The sequence below is a fragment of the Microbispora sp. NPDC046973 genome (assembly GCF_040644495.1).
GTDB lineage: Bacteria > Actinomycetota > Actinomycetes > Streptosporangiales > Streptosporangiaceae > Microbispora.
Map to the genome: position 1 here is coordinate 70,879 of NZ_JBEYWQ010000004.1, position 15,398 is coordinate 86,276.

The following is a 15,398-nucleotide window of genomic DNA, read 5'->3' on the forward strand; positions in this document are numbered from 1 at the left end:
ATGGCGCGCACCCTCGCCCGTACGGCGGCCCGTCCTGCCCTCGTGATCGAGGGGAGAACCCGCGGAAGAGGCGCGCTCTGGCCCTACCTGCTGGTGGGCCCGGCCCTGGCCGCCTTCGCGTGCCTGCTCGCCTACCCGCTGGCCCGCAGCGTCGTGATCTCCTTCCAGCACTTCCGGCTGGGCGAGCTGATCAGGGGCGGAGCGGACTTCGCCGGGCTCGCCAACTACGCCGAGGCCCTCGGGGGGCCGGAGTTCTGGGCGGTCGTGCGGCGGACCTTCCTGTGGACCGCCGCCAACGTCGTGCTGATCATGGTGATCGCCACGGCCGTGGCGCTGATGCTGCCGCGCCTCGGGCGGCGGATGCGGCTGGCGGTCATGAGCGGGATGGTGCTCACCTGGGCCACCCCGGTGCTCGCCGCGACCACGATCTTCCAGTGGCTCTTCCAGTCGCGCCTGGGGGTGGTCAACTGGCTGCTGGTCCGCCTCGGCTTCGGCTCCTTCCGCGACTACACGTGGTTCGCCGACGGCGGGGCGACGTTTGCGATCCTGGTCGCGCTGGTCGTCTGGCAGTCGGTGCCGTTCGCGGCGCTCACCCTCTACGCGGGGCTCACGACCATCCCCGGCGAGCTGTACGAGGCGGCCAGGATCGACGGGGCCGGGCCGTGGCAGGTCTTCGGCCGGGTCACGTTCCCCATCCTGCGCCCGCTGTTCGGCCTGATCACGTCGCTGGAGGTCATCTGGGTCTTCACCTGCTTCGCGCAGATCTGGGCGATCAGCAAGGGCGGCCCCGGAGGCGCCACCGCCACGCTGCCGGTCTACGCGTTCCAGATCGCGCAGTCGCTGCACCGGTACGACCTGGGGTCGGCCGTCTCGACGCTCACCGTGCTGATGCTGCTCGCGGTGCTGGTCGTCCACCTGCGCCGCATGTTCCGGGAGGAGGGAGCGTGAGAAGAGCCGCACTGAATCTGGCCGCCCTGGGTGTGCTGGCGGTGTCGGTGTTCCCCGTCTACTGGATGGTGATCACCGCGTTCAAGCCGACGGTGGACATCCTCACCGAGACCCCAGAGTTCTGGCCCGCCCGCCCGACCCTCGACCACTTCGCCACGGCCGTACGGGCCGCGGGGTTCTGGACGTTCTGGCGCAACAGCCTGGCCGTCACCGTCAGCGCGGTGCTGCTCGCACTGGTCGTGGCGCTGCCGGCCGCCTTCGCCGTGGCCCGGCTGCGCTGGCCGGGGCGGCGCGGGTTCGTCCTGATGGTCTTCGTCGCCCAGACCGCCCCCTGGTCGGCGCTGCTCGTGCCGGTCTACATCATCGCCCGCGACGCGGACATGCTCGACCGGCTGCCGACGCTGACGCTCGTGTACTTCGTCACGACGCTGCCGTTCACGATCGTGACGCTGCGCGGTTTCATCGCGGGCGTCCCGCCCGAGCTGGAGGAGGCCGCGCTGATGGACGGGTGCGGCCGGGCCGAGGCGTTCCGCCGGGTGGTGCTGCCGCTGCTCGCGCCGGGCCTGATGTCCACGTCGCTGTTCGGCTTCATCACGGCCTGGAACGAGTTCGCCTTCGCCAACGCCCTGATGATCAAGGACCAGGGCGACCGGACGCTGCCGATCTGGCTGTCCGGGTTCGGCAACGTCTTCGGCACCGACTGGGGCGCCACCATGGCCGCCGCCACGCTGTTCATGCTCCCCGTCCTGCTCGTCTTCCTCGTGCTCCAGCGCCGCGTGTCCTCCGGGATGATCGCGGGCGCGGTGAAGGGATGACCCACATGATGATTCCGCGGCCTCGCGAGGTGGCCGTGCTCGGGGGAACCGTCACGCTCCACGACGGCCTCGTCCGGCACGCGCCCGACGATCCCCGCCTCGGGGAGGAGGGGTATCGGATCGACGTCACCTCCGGCGGCGCCGAACTCGCCGCCGGAGGGCCCGCCGGGCGCTTCTACGGCCTGCGCACCCTGGCGGCGCTCGGCCCCGAGGCGCCGCTGTGCCGGATCGCCGACCGGCCCGCGCATTCCTGGCGCGGGGTGATGCTCGACGTCGCCCGGCACTTCATGCCGAAGGACTTCGTGCTGCGGCTGATCGACCTGCTCGCGGCGCACCGGCTCAACCGGCTGCACCTTCACCTGACCGACGACCAGGGCTGGCGGCTGCAGATCAAGCGCTATCCCCGGCTCACCGAGGTCAGCGGGGAGCACTACACCCAGGAGGACGTCCGGGAGATCGTGTCCTACGCGGCCGACCGGTTCGTCACGATCGTGCCCGAGATCGAGATGCCGGGGCACGCCCAGGCGGCCGTCGCCGCCTATCCCTGGCTCGGCAACCAGCCGTCGCGCCGCCTGCCGGTGCGGGACTCATGGGGGATCAGTCCGCACGTGCTCAACCTGGAGGAGGCCGCCGTCGGCTTCTGCCGCGACGTGCTCGACGAGGTCATGGACCTGTTCCCCGGCGCGTACGTCCACCTCGGCGGCGACGAGTGCCCCCCGGACGAGTGGGAGCGCAGCGAGGCGGCGCTGCGGCGGATCGCCGAGCTCGGGCTGCCGGGCCCGGACGCCGCGCGGGCGTGGTTCACCGCCACCGTCGGCGCCCACGTGACCTCCCGGGGCCGGCGCCCGATCCACTGGTACGACGGGCCTGGAGGCGCTCCCGGCGTGACGGCGATGACGTGGCTCGACCACGAGAGCGGCCCGCGGGCGGCGCTCGAAGGGTTCGACGTCGTGCTGGCCCCGCACACGAGCACCTACTTCGACTATCCGGCCGACGCCCCGGGGCCGCACGGCCGGATGCTCTCCCTCGCCGACGTCTACGGGTTCACGCCGCCCTCGGCCCCCGAGGGCGCCACCGGCCGGATCCTCGGCGTGCAGTGCCAGCTCTGGACCGAGTACATGCCCACGCCCGAACACGTCGAGGCGATGGCCTTCCCCCGGCTGTGCGCCTTCGCCGAGGTCGCGTGGGGCACGGCGGGGGACTACCGCGATTTCCTCCACAGGCTCACTCCCCACCTGGAGTCCCTGGGCGTCCGGCCGGGGCCGGTCATCCCCTGAACTCCGCGTCCGCCCGAAAGGGTCCACCCCCCACGAAAGGAAGACAGCGGTGTCACGAAAGCTCTTATGGGGCGCTCTCGCGGCCGTCCTGCTGGCCGCGCTCGCGGTGGCCCTGCCCGCGCAGGCGGCCCAGTCGCTGCGCCTGCGCTACAAGACCAGCGCCACCGGCGCCACCGCCGACCAGGTGGAGCCGTGGTTCGACCTGGTCAACAGCGGGACCACGGCGGTGCCGCTGAACGCCGTGAAGATCCGCTACTACTTCACGGCCGACTCGCCGGCGCAGCAGTACCGCTTCGCCTGCTCGTGGGCGGTCGTCTCCTGCTCGACCGTCACCGGGACCTTCCAGACGATCTCCGGCACTTCCGCGGCCGACCGCTACCTGGAGGTCGGCTTCACCTCCGGCACCCTGGCGGCCGGCGCCTCGACCGGCGACCTGCAACTGCGCTTCTACCGGTCCGACTGGCAGACGATCCGGCAGAGCGACGACTACTCCTTCGGCCCCGCCAGGACGACGTACGGCGACTGGGACAAGGTCGCCGTCTACCAGGGCGGCACGCTGGTCTGGGGCACGCCGCCGGCCGGGGTGACCGATCCCTCGCCGTCCCCGTCGCCCTCCATCTCGCCTTCGCCGGGCGGACCGGGCGGCGGCAGCGGGGTCGTCTTCGACGACTTCGCCTACGCCTCCTCGTCCGATCCGCAGATCGCCGCGCACAACTGGACCGTGCGGACCAACAGCGGCGGCCCCGGCGTCCCCGGGGCGAGCTGGCCGGCGTCCAACGTCGGCTTCCCCGTCGTCAGCGGGAGCAACAAGGCCCTGCAACTGCGGGCGGCCACCGACGGCACCGCCGCAGGCACCTCGCAGGCCGAGTTCCTGCACCAGCGCAAGTTCTTCGAGGGCACGTACGCCGCGCGGGTGAGGTTCGCCGACGCCCCCGACAGCGGCCCGGACGGCGACACCATCGTGGAGACGTTCTTCACCATCACGCCCCTGGCGTACGACCTCGACCCGGACTACAGCGAGCAGGACTTCGAATACCTGCCGAACGGCGGCTGGGGCGCGCAGGGCCCGATCATCTACACGACCACCTGGGAGACCTACCGCAACGAGCCCTGGCTCGCGGTCAACACGCACACCGAGCGGACGGCGAGCTACGCCGGCTGGCACGACCTCGTGCTGCAGGTCTCCGGAGGCACGGTGCGTTACTACATCGACGGCGCGCTGTTCGCCGAGCACGGCGGCGACTACTACCCCGAGACGCCGCAGTCGGTGAACTTCAACCTCTGGTTCATCGGCGGCGGGCTGCTGGGCAGCGCCACCCCGCGCGCCTACACCCAGCAGGTCGACTGGTTCTACTTCAGCAAGAACGAGGTCGTGGCCCCGGCCGAGATCACCTCCAGGGTCAACGCCTTCCGGAGCGCGGGCACCGCGTGGAAGGACACCGTGCCGATGCCATAGCCGATCCTTCCGGGCCCCGGCGCCGGCCGGGGCCCGGGAGGCCGGTCAATCGAGGAGGTCGGGGTCGGAGGCGAGGATCTGGTCCAGCAGGGGCTGGAAGTTGATCCAGCCGACGACGTCGTTGCCGATCTGGCCGTGGGTGAGCTTGGCGTTCTCGTGGGAGATGGGCACCGTCGGACCGGCGGCCTTGGCCGCGAGCTGCGCCTGACAGCTGCGCTCCATCGTGATGAACCACCAGGCCGCGGCCTCCACGCTGTCGCCCACGGTCAGCAGCCCGTGATTGCGCAGGATCACCGCCTTGTGCGAGCCCAGTGCCTGCGCGATGCGGCGGCCCTCCTCGGTCTCCACGACCACCCCGGTGTAGTCGTCGAACAGGGCGTGGTCCTCGTAGAACGCGCACGCGTCCTGCGTCAGCGGTTCGAGCAGCGTGCCGAGCGCCGACAGGGCCTTGCCGTACACGGAGTGGGAGTGGGCGGCGGCGACGACGTCGGGCCTGGCCTGGTGGACCATCGAGTGGATGGCGAACGCCGCCTGGTTGACGTGGTGGCGGCCCTCCACCACCTGGCCCTCGTGGTTGACCAGGATCAGGTCGCCGACCTTGATCTGCTTGAACGACATGCCGAAGGGGTTCACCCAGAAGTGGTCGGTGTGCTCCGGATCCCGGGCCGTGATGTGGCCGGCCACGCCCTCCTCGAAGCCGAACCTCCCGAACAGGCGCAGCGCGGCCGCGAGCCGCTCCTTGCGGTGGCGCCGCTCCTCCTCCACGGTGTCGAATTTCGGCGGCAGCCGGAAGGCGAGCCGGTCGGCGGGCACGGGCTGCAGGTCGGACAGGCTCATCGCGGCTCCCAGGGCTCGTGAGGCGTACCCGTCCAGCCTGTCTCCGGCACCCGTCTCCTGTCCATGCCGAAACCGAATCCTCTTCGGTTTCCTTAAGGCTTCGGCCCTGTCCAACCGGGCAGTGGAGGCCGGCCGAATCCGCGTAAGGTGCATGCATCGTGAGAGACGGGAGGTACCGATGCGGCTGGAGGCCGTCTTCTTCGACGTCGGAGAGACCCTGGTGGACGAGACCCGCGAGTACGGCACCTGGGCCGACTGGCTGGGCATCCCGCGGCACACCTTCTCCGCCGTGTTCGGCGCGGTGATAGCGCGCGGCGGCGACTATCGGGACACCTTCCAGCATTTCCGGCCAGGGTTCGACCTCCATGCCGAACGGGAGCGCAGGGCCAGGGAAGGCCAGGCAGAGACGTTCGGCGAGGAGAACCTCTACCCCGACGCCCGGCCGTGTATGGCCGAGCTGCGGGAGATGGGACTGCGCGTCGGCCTCGCCGGCAACCAGACCGCCCGCGCCGAGACCATCCTGCGCGCCCTCGACTTACCCGTGGACGTGATCGGCACCTCCGACGGCTGGGGGGTGGAGAAGCCGGACGCCTCCTTCTTCGACCGGGTGGTGACGGAGGCCGGCTGTCCGGCGGAGTCCGTCCTCTACGTGGGCGACCGCCTTGACAACGACATCCGGCCCGCCCAGAAGGCCGGGCTGAGCACCGCACTCGTACGGCGGGGTCCCTGGGGCCACATCCTCCGCGACGAGCAGGCCGCCCGGGCGTGCCTGTTCCACGTCGACTCGCTGGCCGAGCTGCCCGCCCTGATCCGCAAGCACAACGGCGACTGACCGAGCTCAGCCGGCCTCGGTGAGGTCGATCGAGGCGGCCAGTTCCGCCGCCACGCCGAGCAGGTTCCGCACGGCCCGCCGGTCGCGCGCGGGGTGCCAGGCCATGACGGTCTCGGCCTGCTCACCGGCGAGCGGCACGAACACCACTCCGGTGCGCCGGAGGCTGTGCGCGGACCGGGCGAGCCGCGTGACGCCGACTCCGGCGGCGACCAGGCCGAGCAGGCTCGGCACGCCGTCGGCCCGCTGCACCACCCGCGGCTCGAAGCCCGCCGCGCGGAAGTCCTCGTCGTACTTCCGGTGCCACGGCTCCCACGAGCCCCGCGGGGTGAGCACCCACGGCTCGGCGGCCAGATCGGCGAGCCGCAGCTCGGCCCGTCCGGCGAGCGGGTGGCCCGCCGGCAGGACCGCGCAGACGGGCTCGGCGACCAGCGTCGCGGTCGCCAGGTCGCCGACCAGCGGCGGCCGGGTGAACGCCGCGTCGTAACGGTCCTCGCGCAGGCCCGCCACGAGATCGGCGATGCCGACGGCCTCGGCGAGCAGCTCGACGTCCGGATACCGCTCGCGGAACGCGCGGACGACTGGCGGCATCATGTAGTTCGCGGTGGAGACGAGAAAGGCCACCCGAAGCCGGCCGATCTCACCGCGCACCGCCCTGCGGGCGGTCTCCAGGGCCGCGTCCGCGCGGGCGAGCACGGCCCGCGCCTCGGGCAGGAACACGCGGCCGACCTCGGTCAGGCGCGTGCCCCGGGTGTCGCGGTCGAACAGCCGTGCGCCGAGGGCGTGTTCGAGCGCCGCGATCTGCTGCGACAGCGACTGCTGGGCGATGTGCAGCTCCCGAGAGGCGACGGTGAAGCTCAGATGCTCGGCCACGGCGACGAAATACCGCAGGTGGCGCAGCTCGGGGGTCACAGGCTCTGACTGTAACCGCCGCAGGGAACGTGTGTTGGCCGGGCGGGGCTCGCACGGGCGAGAGTGGTCGCACTGATCACGAGAACGAGGAGTGGGACCATGACCGGACGGGTGTGGTTGATCACCGGATGCTCGGCGGGCTTCGGCCGTGAGCTGGCCGAGGCCGCCCTGGCCGCCGGTGACCGGGTGATGGCGACGGCGCGACGTCCCGAGACGCTGGCGGACCTGGTGGAGACGGGCGGCGACCGCGTGCGCGCCGCGCGGCTGGACGTCACCGACACCGCGTCGATCGACGCGGCGGTGGCCGAGACCGTGTCGGCCTTCGGCCGGATCGACGTCGTGGTGAACAACGCCGGCCACGGGTCGGTGGGGGCCGTCGAAGAGCTCGACATGGCCGACCTGCGCGCGCTGATGGAGGTCATGTTCTTCGGGGCGGTGGCCGTGACCAAGGCCGTCCTGCCGCACCTGCGCCGGCAGGCGAGCGGGACGATCGTCCAGATGAGCTCGATGGGCGGGCAGCTCAGCATGCCGGGCTTCGGCGCCTACTGCGCCGCCAAGTTCGCCCTGGAGGGACTGTCGGAAGCGCTCGCCGCCGAGGTCGCGCCCTTCGGCGTACGGGTGCTGATCGTGGAGCCGGGCGCCTTCCGCACCGAGTTCGGCGGTCACCGCATGCACCGCTCGGAGCCCATCGACGCCTACCGGGTGTCCACGGGCGCGACCCGGGCGTCGGTGGACGAGATGGACGGCACCCAGCCGGGAGACCCGGCCAAGGCCGCGCAGGCGATCCTCCGGGTCCTCGACCACGACGATCCTCCGCTGCGGCTCGCCCTGGGCGACGACGCGGTGGACGCCATCCGCGCTCACCACGAGACGCTCCGCGCCGACCTGGACGACTGGGAGAAGCTGAGCCGGGCGACGAGCCTCTAGAGTTGCCGGGGTGACACCTGATCATGACGCCGATCTCGTGCCGCTGCTCGGCCGGGCATGGGAGACGGTGAACCACCGGGACACGCTGGCCGATCTCGTCAGGCTCGGCTGGACGCCGTGCGGGGTGGGTGACTGGGCCGTCGGGCTGCGCTCGCCGCGCGGCATGCTCGCGGCCCGCATATGCCCCTTCGATCCGGCGTACCCGGCCTTCCTGGAGCTGTGCCGCCGCTGCCCCGGCAATCCCTACCTGCCGCGGGTGGCGCTCAGCGAGGCCCTCGACGGCGGCGGTTCGCTCACGGTCCTGGAGTTCCTGGCCCCAGCCGAGGAGGCGGAGGCGGCGGCGGTCGCCCGGCGGTGGCGCGAGGGGGCGGGCGACGAGGCGTTCGACGCCGTACGGCGCACCGCCCTCGCCGTGGACGAGGAATGGCGGGCGCGAACGCCGTGGTGGGACGGGATCGACCTCAACCGCGGCAACGTCCGCCGGACGGTGGACGGGAGGATCGTGCTCGTCGACGTCTTCTGCATGGACGGGGCCTCGCTCTACCGCCAGGTGCTCGACGACTCCAGCGTCGTGCGCGCGCGCCTGTCCGCCGCCGCGACCCGCCACCTGCTGGACATCCCGTACATCGCCCGCGAGAGCTCCCCGGCCGAGATCGAGGCGCTGCGCGCGGCGTGGCGGGCGGGGGTCGTCGTCACATCGTGAGCTCGGGGTGCCGGGACCGGCCGAGGTCGGTCAGCCGTTCGTCCAGCGCCCGCGTCTGGCCCGCGGGCGGCAGGACCTTCAGCACGCCGCGGACGCGGTCGTGCCCGATCGCGTACCACTGGTCCTCGAGCGCGTCGACCGCCTGCCTGAGGTGTTCGGCGGCCTGGTCGCCGTCGGTGAGGGCGTGGGCGGCGGCGAGGTCGGCGAGCAGCACCGAGCGCTGCTTTCCGCCGTTCGGGCCCAGGTCGTCGAGCGCCTTGCGCAGCCGGCGGGCCGCCTCCTCGTGGTTGCCCGCCGTCAGCGCGCTGTAGCCGGCGAACCCGTCGAGCCTCGCCCGCTCGAAGAAGTCCAGCCACGGGGGGTCGTCGCCGCCCGCGTCCACCATCTGGTCGGCGCGGTCGATGTGGCGCATGCACTCCTTCGGCTCGCCGCAGCGGGCCGAGATCTCCGACGCCACACAGTGCAGCCACGCCCTGGTCAGCGGGCCGACGCCGTGCCAGGCGTGCGCGAACGCCGCGTCCAGCAGGCCCAGGGCGTCCGTACGGTTGCCCTCGAACCCCGGCACGAACGCCGCGTGGGCGAGCACGGCGGCGGCGAGCGGATGGTCGCCGCACTCCCGGGTGGCCGACAGGGCCATCCGGTACAGCCGCGCGGCGGTGGGACCGTCGTCCAGGTCGAAGAAGGCGACCCTGCCCGACAGCAGGGCCGAGCGCGCGGCCGCCTCGGCCAGCGTCTGCCTGACCGCTCCCTCCGGCGCGGCCCGCAGCAGGCTCATGCCGAGCCGGGTGTGCGCGACCGACGCCTGGAAGATGTCGTCCGGCGGCGAGGTCCAATAGAGAGCCGCCTGCTTGTCGACGACCCGGGCGAACGCCTCGGCCGACTCGGCGTCGACCCCGCGCCCGCGTTCCACCGCCGCGGGAAGACGCTCGTCGCCCTCGCCGAGGAGCGGAGCGAGCACGCCCGCGCCGAGGAGCCCCCGCAGGAACGTGGAGCGGTCGATGCCTTCTGCGACGATCATGCTCAGCAGCCTCCGTATCTCGTCCACCACCTCCGTGACCGGCCGCATGGCCATCTCGTCGGGGGTGAGCAGTCCCAGCTCGCTCGCCGGCTTGTCGAAAATCGTCACGAGGTGCTTGCGGTAGCGCGGATCCGGCCACCGCTCGCCGGTCTCCCACCGCCGCACCGTGTTGGCCGTCAGGCCGGTGTCCTTCTCGTCGCACGACCGCATGGACGTACGGATGCGCTCGCACAGCTCCTCGTAGGACCACCCGCGCTGCAGGCGTTCCCACGCGAGCCGGCGGTTCGGCGGATGGCGGTGGTTAGCCGGCATGTCGCACCCCTCCTCGCACGACCGCATGCACACTGTGTCAGCGTGACACGCTGACACTACGGGAGAATCTGTGTTCGCGCGGCTACTGGCTGTGATTGGACGTCCTCTGGCTGATACTCCAACCGCTTCAAAAGCGCTTAGCTTGGCCCACTTCCGCGAGCAGCCGTTGGAGATGGGTGACATGACCACGTTGGAGGACATCGCACGGGTCCATACCGGCTGGATCATCTGGCGGTCGGACGTCGGCCGCTGGTGGGCGACCAGGCGCGGGCCGGTGGACCTCGACTCGATCCGCATGGGATGCGCGATGACGCTCGACGCCGACGACCCCGAGGCCCTCGCCGCGGCTCTGGCCGCCCAGGCCGAGCTGATCGCCGCGTTCGCCGCCGACCCGGCCGCCGCCGGGTGACGGGGGGACGCGGCGCGGTCAGCGGCCGTGCCGGAGACGGTCCCTGATGTAATCGACGACGTGAACCGCGCAGGCGCCGTTGGCGGCGCCTGCGCGATCGGTGACGGTGAACTCGGCCGGCGACGGGCACGACGACCCGCCCCGGCTGCACCGGCGTTCACGCCCCTTCGTGCCCGGCCGGTAGTCGTCCGCCTCCCAGAACGTGATCTGCAACAGGTCCATCCGCTCACGCCCTCCGCTGCTCATGGGAGGAGATCGGGCCGAAGGACCTCCGCCTGCAGGATGCGCTCGATCTCCTTGTCGTCCGCATTGTGTCCCGTCTGCCGCCGCAGTTCCTTCCGTACGGCGTCGAGGATCACCGGCGTGAGGAGTACTCGGACGAGGGACTTCGGGGCCGTCGCCGCGCGGGCCTTCCACAGGTCGTCTATCAGACGGCGCTTGAACGCCTCCTTGCTGAGATAGAAGAGCGCGTCGGCCTTCCCGGTCGGCCCGCCTTCGTCCAGGAGATCGACCTCCAGGGCCAGGTCGATGACGACGGGGAGGCCGCCGGTGAGGTGGTAGACCTGCCACACCTGGCCGTTCGTCAGCACCATCCACTCGACGCCCTCGTTCACCGCGTACATCTGCACCTGCCGCAGGTGCTTGACGCCCAGTTTCTGGGTGCACCGCTTGACCTCGATGAACGCGGCGAGCTGCTTGTCCACGCGTATGCCGTAGTCGGCGAATTCCCCTTTGACCTGGTATTCGGTCGTAAGGTCTTCGTATTTGTCGTATCCCAGTCCTTCGCAGAGGAAATCGGTGACGAGCAGACGGGTGTCGCCCTCGTTGGCGTCGCGGGCGACGAGGTCGCTGAGCGGCTTGCCGTACCGGCGGATCGCCGTGCGAATACGATTGCGCGCCTCGGATTCCCATTTCGGCATCGTTCGGGGTGCGGACGCCTTCCGGGCCGCGCGTGCGTCGCCCTCGTGCCTGGTGGCGGCTTGGGTCGCGTCGGGTGCGACAAGGGTCTCGGACGTCTGATCGCTCATCGGGTGCACCTTCTCCTCGCTGCGGCTCGGGCCGTTTCGCGGTCACGGGTGTAACGGTGTTGGACGCGTTTTCCCTCCCGAATGGTTACCGCCGTGAATATCTGTTCGGCAACAAATGGCAATGCTGACTGTTCTGCCGAATGGTGTTTTATTGGGAAATGTCTCTCCTGAACGCGGGAGCGGCCTCGGTCCCGAGTCTCCGGTGCGTGGGGCGGAGGTGCGACGCCTCGTCGGACGCCTCCGTCGGCGTGCGCGGCCTGCGTAGGGGCTTCCCGCCTGAGGTGCGTCTCGCTATAGTGCGGATTGCAATAAGGCAATGGGGGAGTGATGGCGCGAGGACGAGCGGACAGGGACCTGGTCGGGCTGACGGTGCTCGCCCTGCTGTCCGTACGGCCCGCCCACCCCTACGAGCTGCACCGGTTCGTCGTCGACACGCACAAGGACTACATCGGCGGCCTGCCGCGCAGCCTCTACCACGCGGTCGACCGGCTGGCCCGCGAGGAGCTCATCGCTCCTGTGGAGACCAGCAGGGAGGGCCGCCGGCCGGAGCGCACGGTCTACCGGGTGACCGAGGAGGGGCGGGCCGAGCTGGGCACCCGGCTGCGCCGTCTCCTGGAACAGCCGGACGGCGACACCAAGGTCTTCGTGGCCGCGGTGTCGCTGATGGGATGCCTTCCGGTCTCCGAGGCGGAGCGGGCGCTGGGCACCCGGGCCGCCACGCTGGAGGGCGCGATCGTCTCCGCGGACGCGCACATCGAGGCGCTCACCGGCTCGGGCCTGCCGCGCGTGCTGCTCCTGGAGGTGGAGTACGACCGGGCGATGAAGGCCGCCGAGCTGGAGTGGGTCCGCGCGACCCTCGCCGAGATCCGGTCCGGCCGGGTCTCCTGGAGCGCCGATTCGAACACCGGGCAGCTCGACCCACAGTGATGCGCCGGCCGGATGCGCCAACATCCGGCCGGCGCCGGACCCGACCACCGCGAAGCGGCCGATCAGGACTCGCACCCCAGAGGATAGGCGGCTTCGCGGTCATCCGAGAGGAGCCGTGACCATGTCCGACGACATCCACCGCCTGCTCGACGCGCTGACCGCGGCCTGGAACGACGCGGACGCCGCCGCCTTCGCCGGGCTGTTCACCGAGGACGCCGACTACGTGACGTTCTTCGGCCTCCACATGGAGGGCCGCCGGGCGATCGAGGACAGCCACCGGGCGCTGTTCGAGGGCCCGCTGAAGGGGTCCCGGCTGGGCGGGCCCGCAGCCGCGCCGCCGCTGCGGAAGATCCGCTTCCTGAGCCCGGACGCGGCGCTGGTCGTGACCACCGGGGGCTCGGCCCTGCCGGACGGCGCGGCCGATGCGGGCCGCGACTCGATCATGACCTTCACCGCGGTCAGGGAGGGCGACGGCTGGCGCTTCGCGTCGTTCCAGAACACGCGGATCGGCACGCCGTGACGTCCCCCGGGACCCTCCTGTGCGAGGTGCGCGGCGTCGTCGAGGCGCCGGTCGCGCGCGTGTCCGGCCTGCTCCTGCGCGTACGGCCGGGGCCGGTGGGGCGTGACAACTGCTTTCCGCTGGCGGAGCACGGCGGAACGCTCACGGGCGGGCCGGACCGGTTCGTGCTCGCCGCGCCCGGTTACACGATGACGGTCGAGGTGGGCCAGGACCTGCTGGCCGTGCAGGGCGGCTGGTGGTATCGGGGCGAGTACCGCCTCGCGCCCGATCCGGCCGGCACGCTGCTGGTCTACCAGGTCCGCAACGTGGCCGAGCGCCTTCGCTGGGGAGTGCCGCTCGCCAACGGGTTCTTCCGGCGGCTCCGGCCGCGGACGCCCGACGGCTTCGCCGTACTGCTCGACCGGGTCGGCGCCGAGCTGGGCTGCCCGGTCCGCCTGCTGGGCGGCCGCTGAAACAGGTCCCGGACCGGCCCGGCGGGGGCCGGTCCGGGGACGCCGGCAGGGCCTCAGCCCTTCTCCGCGCCCTCGTTGGCGCCGCGTACGAAGTAGCGCTGGAACACCACGAAGATGACCGCCACCGGGATCGTGGCGAGCACGGCGGCGCCCAGCTTGAGCGGATACTGCGTGCCCTTGCCGAGCGAGCCGCTGACCAGGTCGGCGATTCCTCGCGGCAGCGTGAACAGCTCCGGGCTCTGCACCGCCACGAGCGTGTGCGCGAACTCGTTCCAGCTGCCCTGGAAGGAGATGATCGTCAGGGTGATCAGGGCCGGTCGCGCCATCGGCAGCACCACCGACCAGAACGTCCGCCACACGCCCGCGCCGTCGATGCGGGCGGCCTCCTCCACGCTCACCGGGACCGACTCGAAGAACTGCTTCATGATGAAGACGCCCGCGGCGTCCACGATCAGGGGCAGGATCAGCGCCGTGTAGCTGTCGTACAGGCCGAACTGGTTGAGCACCAGGAACTTCGGCACGAACAGCACCACGGGCGGCACGGCCATCACTCCGATGACCGCGGAGAACAGCGCCTTGCGGCCGCGGAAGCGGATCCGCGCCAGCGCGTATCCGGCCATCGAGCACAACAGCACCCGGCCGGCGGTGACCAGGATCGTCACCAGCATCGAGTTGCCCAGCCAGAGCGGCAGGTCGGTGTTGAGGAAGACCTTCTCGTAGCCGCCGGCCGAGAAGGGGTGGGGGATGGGCGACAGCGCGTTCGCGGCGGCGTCCGGCTCGGTCTTGAACGAGTTCGCGACCTGGATCACGAACGGGTAGAGGAAGACCAGCGCGAAGAAGACCAGCACGAAGTAGCCCGCGAAGGTGGAGGCGAGCGAGCGGGCGTCCCGGCGTCTCACGGTCACGACCTCCTCGTACGGCGGGCGGGGTCGCGGTCGCGCATGATCCACCGCTGGACCAGCGCGAGCACGACGATGATGGCGAACAACACGAACGAGATGGCCGTCCCCGAGCCGTACTCGAAGCTCCGGAAGGCCGTCTGGTAGGACAGGAAGGCCGGGGTGAGCGTGGTCTTGGCCGGGTTGCCCTGGCTCATCACGTAGACCTGGTCGAAGACCTGCCAGGTCGCGATGAGGCCGAGCGTCAGCACCAGGAACAGCGTGGGCTTCAGCAGCGGGAGCGTGATGTGCCGGAACCGCTGCCAGCGCCCGGCCCCGTCGAGCATGCCGGCCTCCTCCAGCGTCACCGGGATGTCCTGGAGCGCGGCCAGGAACATCAACATGAACGTTCCAGACGTCGTCCAGACGACCAGCATGATGATCGTGCACATGGCCACGCTCGGCCCGGACAGCCACTCCCACCACGACAGCCCGAACGGCCCGCCGCCGGTCAGCGCCGCCGGCGGAGCGGCCGGGTCGACCAGGCCGAGCCCCCCGAGCAGCAGGTGGAGCACGCCCCGGGAGTCGGAGAACCACTGCGGGCCGTCGATGCCGAACACCTTCAGCAGGCTGGTCACGGCGCCCGAGTTGGCGAAGATGAACAGGAACACCACGCTGATCGCCACGGAGCTGGTGACCGAGGGGAAGAAGAACGCGGCGCGGAAGAACGTCTTCCCCTTCAGCATCCTGCTGTTCACGATCAGGGCGAGGCCCAGCGCCAGCACCGTCTGCGCCGGCACGACGATCGCCACGTAGTAGAAGTTGTTCCGCACGCTGGTCATGAAGTCCTGGCGGGCCAGGCCGTCCTCGGTGAACAGCCGGGTGTAGTTCTCCGCCCCGACGAACGGCACCCCCGAGCGGAACGGGCTGCCCTGGCCGTTCCAGTCGGTGAGGCTGACCCACATCGCCATCAGGATCGGCAGCAGCAGGAACAGGCCCAGGATCACCACCACCGGCGCCACGAACAGCCAGCCCGCGATGTTCTCCCGCACGGAGGCGCTCACCCGGGGCCCGGGCCGCGTGGCCCGCGCGGGTGCGGTGTCGGCCACGGTCACTCCTTCCGGTCGGCGGAGCCCCGGCCGTGACCGGC

Annotated in this window: 18 protein-coding genes; 11 read left to right on the plus strand and 7 right to left on the minus strand. The window is 71.3% G+C overall.

The window, feature by feature from the left end:
• From ABZ860_RS10290 to ABZ860_RS10305, 4 genes are read left to right on the plus strand one after another with little or no spacing between them, the layout of a single operon-like run.
• On the plus strand, positions 1 to 948 hold the full coding sequence (locus tag ABZ860_RS10290; RefSeq protein ID WP_357217818.1) for a sugar ABC transporter permease: 948 nt from the start codon (positions 1 to 3) through the stop codon (positions 946 to 948).
• Entirely contained in the window at positions 945 to 1,763 is an 819-nt protein-coding gene (locus ABZ860_RS10295; RefSeq protein WP_357217821.1) for a carbohydrate ABC transporter permease, read from the plus strand. Before ABZ860_RS10290 ends, ABZ860_RS10295 begins: the two co-directional genes overlap by 4 nt.
• 5 nt (positions 1,764 to 1,768) lie before the next feature.
• Complete coding sequence (locus ABZ860_RS10300; RefSeq protein ID WP_357217824.1) at positions 1,769 to 3,040, plus strand: beta-N-acetylhexosaminidase; 1,272 nt, start codon at positions 1,769 to 1,771, stop codon at positions 3,038 to 3,040.
• A gap of 49 nt (positions 3,041 to 3,089) precedes the next feature.
• Complete coding sequence (locus tag ABZ860_RS10305; RefSeq protein ID WP_357217826.1) at positions 3,090 to 4,496, plus strand: cellulose binding domain-containing protein; 1,407 nt, start codon at positions 3,090 to 3,092, stop codon at positions 4,494 to 4,496.
• Between the two features lie 45 nt (positions 4,497 to 4,541).
• Here the strand turns inward: ABZ860_RS10305 and ABZ860_RS10310 are convergent, their stop codons facing one another.
• Complete coding sequence (locus ABZ860_RS10310) at positions 4,542 to 5,333, minus strand: class II aldolase/adducin family protein (RefSeq protein ID WP_357217829.1); 792 nt, start codon at positions 5,331 to 5,333, stop codon at positions 4,542 to 4,544.
• A gap of 178 nt (positions 5,334 to 5,511) precedes the next feature.
• On the opposite strand from ABZ860_RS10310, the gene ABZ860_RS10315 reads away from it, so the two are divergent.
• The gene (locus ABZ860_RS10315; RefSeq protein ID WP_357217832.1) at positions 5,512 to 6,165 is read left to right on the plus strand and encodes an HAD family hydrolase; all 654 of its coding nucleotides are present in this window, start codon (positions 5,512 to 5,514) and stop codon (positions 6,163 to 6,165) included.
• Between the two features lie 6 nt (positions 6,166 to 6,171).
• Here the strand turns inward: ABZ860_RS10315 and ABZ860_RS10320 are convergent, their stop codons facing one another.
• Positions 6,172 to 7,074, minus strand: coding sequence for a LysR substrate-binding domain-containing protein (locus ABZ860_RS10320; RefSeq protein WP_357217835.1), 903 nt, complete (start codon positions 7,072 to 7,074; stop codon positions 6,172 to 6,174).
• Positions 7,075 to 7,173: 99 nt separating this feature from the next.
• Here ABZ860_RS10320 and ABZ860_RS10325 point away from each other — a divergent pair, with 99 nt between their 5' ends.
• Complete coding sequence (locus ABZ860_RS10325; RefSeq protein WP_357217838.1) at positions 7,174 to 8,001, plus strand: oxidoreductase; 828 nt, start codon at positions 7,174 to 7,176, stop codon at positions 7,999 to 8,001.
• Between the two features lie 10 nt (positions 8,002 to 8,011).
• The gene (locus ABZ860_RS10330) at positions 8,012 to 8,704 is read left to right on the plus strand and encodes a hypothetical protein (protein ID WP_357217840.1); all 693 of its coding nucleotides are present in this window, start codon (positions 8,012 to 8,014) and stop codon (positions 8,702 to 8,704) included.
• Here ABZ860_RS10330 and ABZ860_RS10335 read toward each other — a convergent pair.
• Entirely contained in the window at positions 8,694 to 10,034 is a 1,341-nt protein-coding gene (locus tag ABZ860_RS10335) for a helix-turn-helix transcriptional regulator (RefSeq protein ID WP_357217842.1), read from the minus strand. The genes ABZ860_RS10330 and ABZ860_RS10335 overlap by 11 nt on opposite strands.
• Before the next feature lie 181 nt (positions 10,035 to 10,215).
• Here ABZ860_RS10335 and ABZ860_RS10340 point away from each other — a divergent pair, with 181 nt between their 5' ends.
• Complete coding sequence (locus tag ABZ860_RS10340) at positions 10,216 to 10,443, plus strand: hypothetical protein (protein ID WP_357217845.1); 228 nt, start codon at positions 10,216 to 10,218, stop codon at positions 10,441 to 10,443.
• An 18-nt stretch (positions 10,444 to 10,461) separates the two neighbouring features.
• On the opposite strand, the gene ABZ860_RS10345 is transcribed toward ABZ860_RS10340, so the two are convergent.
• Together ABZ860_RS10345 and ABZ860_RS10350 are read right to left on the minus strand one after the other, a co-directional pair.
• Entirely contained in the window at positions 10,462 to 10,689 is a 228-nt protein-coding gene (locus ABZ860_RS10345; protein WP_357217848.1) for a hypothetical protein, read from the minus strand.
• On the minus strand, positions 10,686 to 11,471 hold the full coding sequence (locus tag ABZ860_RS10350; RefSeq protein ID WP_357217850.1) for a type I restriction enzyme HsdR N-terminal domain-containing protein: 786 nt from the start codon (positions 11,469 to 11,471) through the stop codon (positions 10,686 to 10,688). The genes ABZ860_RS10345 and ABZ860_RS10350 overlap by 4 nt, the downstream gene beginning before the upstream one ends.
• A 327-nt stretch (positions 11,472 to 11,798) precedes the next feature.
• Between ABZ860_RS10350 and ABZ860_RS10355 the strand changes: the two genes are divergently transcribed.
• From ABZ860_RS10355 to ABZ860_RS10365, 3 genes are all read left to right on the plus strand, one after another.
• Positions 11,799 to 12,398, plus strand: a complete 600-nt coding sequence (locus ABZ860_RS10355) for a PadR family transcriptional regulator (protein WP_357217853.1) — start codon at positions 11,799 to 11,801, stop codon at positions 12,396 to 12,398.
• 121 nt (positions 12,399 to 12,519) lie between these two features.
• On the plus strand, positions 12,520 to 12,918 hold the full coding sequence (locus ABZ860_RS10360; protein ID WP_357217856.1) for an SgcJ/EcaC family oxidoreductase: 399 nt from the start codon (positions 12,520 to 12,522) through the stop codon (positions 12,916 to 12,918).
• Positions 12,915 to 13,370 (plus strand): hypothetical protein, encoded by a 456-nt coding sequence (locus tag ABZ860_RS10365; protein WP_357217859.1) that lies wholly within the window; start codon positions 12,915 to 12,917, stop codon positions 13,368 to 13,370. Before ABZ860_RS10360 ends, ABZ860_RS10365 begins: the two co-directional genes overlap by 4 nt.
• Positions 13,371 to 13,423: 53 nt before the next feature.
• Here ABZ860_RS10365 and ABZ860_RS10370 read toward each other — a convergent pair whose 3' ends face one another.
• Positions 13,424 to 14,275 (minus strand): carbohydrate ABC transporter permease, encoded by an 852-nt coding sequence (locus ABZ860_RS10370; protein WP_357217862.1) that lies wholly within the window; start codon positions 14,273 to 14,275, stop codon positions 13,424 to 13,426.
• Positions 14,272 to 15,357 carry a sugar ABC transporter permease gene (locus tag ABZ860_RS10375; RefSeq protein ID WP_357217865.1) on the minus strand — a complete coding sequence of 362 codons (1,086 nt, stop codon included), beginning with the start codon at positions 15,355 to 15,357 and terminating at the stop codon, positions 14,272 to 14,274. The genes ABZ860_RS10370 and ABZ860_RS10375 overlap by 4 nt, the downstream gene beginning before the upstream one ends.
• Positions 15,358 to 15,398: the final 41 nt, after the last annotated feature.